Origin of the sequence: Desulfobacter curvatus DSM 3379, from assembly GCF_000373985.1 — a bacterium.
GTDB classification, from domain to species: Bacteria; Desulfobacterota; Desulfobacteria; order Desulfobacterales; family Desulfobacteraceae; genus Desulfobacter; species Desulfobacter curvatus.
Genome location: NZ_KB892976.1, coordinates 1 through 3,074 on the forward strand (window position 1 = coordinate 1; position 3,074 = coordinate 3,074).

Sequence of the window (3,074 nt, forward strand, 5' to 3'; positions counted from 1 at the left end):
GCGGCGTTCACTTGAGCAGCGCCCAGGTATATTGCCAGAATCTTTGCTGAGTATCTCATTGGAGCAATTTCAACTATTAAAGGGAACATAGCCTTCACTTTTGATCTTGCAGCGCAAACTTTACCTGGGGCCAAGGCTCCAAAATAATAGAAACAAAGACCGAAGCAGGATAAGACCGTTTGACTTAGTAAACAATAAAATGAAAACAAAAAAGGTCCAGGTTTCCATTTTAAATAATGGCAGACGATTTAGCTCAAATACGTGTGAAGCATAAGGCTTCGGTGGTGGGCAGATCTAAATCTTAACTTTTAGGTAAAAGTTAAGATTCGACAAAACAGTGAAAACCCTTTTTACATAGGGGCATTCGCTATTTTTGTTAAAAAAATCCGCCTTCTTCCATTTTTAAATCTTAAGTTATATGTATATAATGCAACTAACTTAAGATTTATAATAGGGTAGGGGGATGTTATGGAAAAAGGTCAAAATTTCAATCATCCGAAAAAAGGTTCCAGAATTGAGGTGGAGCCGATCAGAGGAGAAAAAGATATTAAAGCGATCATCCAGCTTCTTTCCGGCCACCCGAGAGACCACCTTTTATTTGTTATGGGAATCAATAATGGCATCCGGGTCGGTGACCTTCTTAATATAAAGGTAGGGGACGTCCGTTACTTGAAGCCAGGCCAAGTTCACCAGATAACCGAAAGTAAAACCAAGAAAAAAAACGTGGTGGTGATCAACAAATCTGTACGAAAGGCACTTGATACTTATTTTTCAAACAGCATAAGCCAAATCGAAAATCATCATTATTTATTCCGGAGCCGGAAGGGTGAGAATTTTCCCTTGTCAGTACAAGCGGTACATGGGCTTGTTAAAAAATGGACTCAGGCGATTAATCTAAAAGGGAATTACGGTACTCATACATTAAGAAAAACCTGGGGATATCAGCAGCGGACTAAGTATGGCGTTGGGTTTGATGTTATTGCAAAAAGATTCAATCATTCAGATCCTAAGACAACGATGACGTATTTAGGCATAGAGGATAAAGAGGTTCACAGTATTTTAATGAATGAAATCGGCTAAATCTATCAGATAAACCTGCGGTCTGAGGTCATGGTTTGGTCTTTAACTTGGTTTTCCTCCAGCCATCCCGAACGGACATTTTCAGTTTTGGCGTCAAAACCCGGCACATAAGGTTTCATGTCAATGAGAGGGGGGGGCGTTCAAAACATCAATATCCAGAATCTCAAGGGTGTTTTTTTGCCTGCCGACCAGGCGGACAATGGACAGCCCGATGGGGTTGGGGCGCCGGGGCGCCTGGTGGAGAACAGTCCCCGTGGTTCACTGAGAAATGGAATTGTGATATTTGACAACTGTTTTGAATAAATGATATGAGGAACATCAATTAATTACACTAGATTTAAAAGGATTTTTTTGTTTTCTAAATTATTAGATATTGTGCAAATCGTTACTGATAAAAGTTAATCAGTAATGGATTGGTATTACATCTCAGTCTACTCACTCTATTCCTGAACAACAGGGTGCACGAGCCGGTCTCAGTACGGGAACCGTCCTTGCATCCATCTATATTATATTCCCTTTTATCAGTAACGCCCTTTCAGTCTTATAAATAACAATATTTTAAGGTTGTTATCACTGATAACGATGCAGCCTTTAATATATTTTTCAATACTGATTATTGAACTCAAAAAGGATAGAATATTGAAAATAAGAAGTTCACAGGAATTTGATAGACTGGAAATAGAAAAAATTCATAAAACGGCATTTGGAAAGGCAAAGGGGCCGGTGATCGCCGAGCTTGTAAATGGTTTATTCGATGACCAAAGCGCAGAACCCTTGCTTTCTCTTGTAGCGGTTAAAAATCAAACTATTGTTGGGCATGTTCTTTTTACAAAAGTAAACATCGCACAATCTCCAATTTTGGTTTCAGCCCGTATATTGGCGCCTCTTGCAGTGCTTCCGGAGGTTCAATCCACTGGTGTTGGGGGACTTCTTATCAAAGAAGGACTTGACCGGTTAAAGAAAAACGGGGTGGATTTGGTTTTAGTTTTAGGACATCCTGATTATTATCCCCGGTCGGGATTCGTTCCTGCCGGCAAATTGGGGTTCAAAGCACCATATCCGATCCCGGAAGAACATGCCGGCGCCTGGATGGTAACTGAACTGTCTTCCGGGATTATCGGCAAAGCCGGGGGAACGGTGGAATGTTCTAATGTACTTAATCAGCCTCAGCATTGGAGAGAATAATGAACGATGAATATAAATCAATTCATGAGTTCGATGTGGAATTGATCTGCCAATATTTTGCAAGTCTAAAACGACAGGGGCCGGGGAGCCCGGAAGTAACCATCAAGGCATTGAGTTTTATCGACAACCTTAACGACAAATCACTTGTTGCCGACATCGGCTGCGGATCAGGTGGACAGACAATGATCTTAGCACAGCATGCACCATGCAATATTACAGGTATCGACATCTTTCCTGCTTTTATCGACCTGTTCAACCAGAATGCTGAAAAGCTTGGTCTTCAGCATAGAATGAAAGGCATTGTTAAATCAATGGAAGATCTCCCCTTCCAGGATGAGCAGTTGGATCTTATATGGTCCGAAGGAGCGATCTATAACATTGGTTTTGAACGGGGACTTAATGAATGGCGCAAATTTCTGAAAACAGGAGGCTATCTTGCGGTTTCGGAAGGAACATGGTTTACAGAGGAACGTCCAGCCGAGATCGAAGCGTTCTGGATGGATGCCTATCCGGAAATAGACACGGTCTCCAATAAGGTGGCGCAGATGCAAAAATCTGGGTATATGCCGGTCGCCGCTTTTATTTTGCCTGAAAACTGCTGGATGGAAAATTACTTTGCGCCCAAAGTAGCTGCAGATGAACTTTTCTTGAAACAAAATGCCGGCAACAAAATTGCCGAAGAATTTATCGCAAACCAGCGGCATGAAGCTCAACTATATACTTGAGTTTTCGGATTTTTTATCTTGATAATTTGAAAAAAACTCCAGTTTTTGTTTGTCAAGCTGCAGTTTGTAGTCCGGCATCGTCCA

Annotated in this window: 3 protein-coding genes and 1 pseudogene; 3 read left to right on the top strand and 1 reads right to left on the bottom strand. The window is 41.3% G+C overall.

Annotation, left to right across the window (positions count from 1 at the left end):
* The first annotated feature begins 468 nt into the window (after window positions 1-468).
* Window positions 469-1,080 carry a tyrosine-type recombinase/integrase gene (locus tag B147_RS0106900; RefSeq protein ID WP_020586489.1) on the top strand — a complete coding sequence of 204 codons (612 nt, stop codon included), beginning with the start codon at window positions 469-471 and terminating at the stop codon, window positions 1,078-1,080.
* Between the two features lie 120 nt (window positions 1,081-1,200).
* Here the strand turns inward: B147_RS0106900 and B147_RS33440 are convergent.
* Window positions 1,201-1,317 (bottom strand): annotated as a pseudogene (locus B147_RS33440) (TrmO family methyltransferase domain-containing protein); the annotation flags it as partial.
* A 345-nt stretch (window positions 1,318-1,662) separates the two neighbouring features.
* Between B147_RS33440 and B147_RS0106915 the strand changes: the two are divergent.
* Together B147_RS0106915 and B147_RS29695 are read left to right on the top strand one after the other, a co-directional pair.
* On the top strand, window positions 1,663-2,265 hold the full coding sequence (locus tag B147_RS0106915) for a GNAT family N-acetyltransferase (protein ID WP_020586492.1): 603 nt from the start codon (window positions 1,663-1,665) through the stop codon (window positions 2,263-2,265).
* Window positions 2,265-2,990 carry a class I SAM-dependent methyltransferase gene (locus B147_RS29695; protein WP_020586493.1) on the top strand — a complete coding sequence of 242 codons (726 nt, stop codon included), beginning with the start codon at window positions 2,265-2,267 and terminating at the stop codon, window positions 2,988-2,990. The genes B147_RS0106915 and B147_RS29695 overlap by 1 nt, the downstream gene beginning before the upstream one ends.
* Window positions 2,991-3,074 lie beyond the last annotated feature (84 nt).

Bases quoted from the DNA above. Each gene is read 5' to 3' on its own strand.
- B147_RS0106900 (WP_020586489.1), top strand. From the start codon at position 469: ATGGAAAAAGGTCAAAATTTCAATCATCCGAAAAAAGGTTCCAGAATT.
- B147_RS0106915 (WP_020586492.1), top strand. From the start codon at position 1,663: ATGCAGCCTTTAATATATTTTTCAATACTGATTATTGAACTCAAAAAG.
- B147_RS29695 (WP_020586493.1), top strand. From the start codon at position 2,265: ATGAACGATGAATATAAATCAATTCATGAGTTCGATGTGGAATTGATC.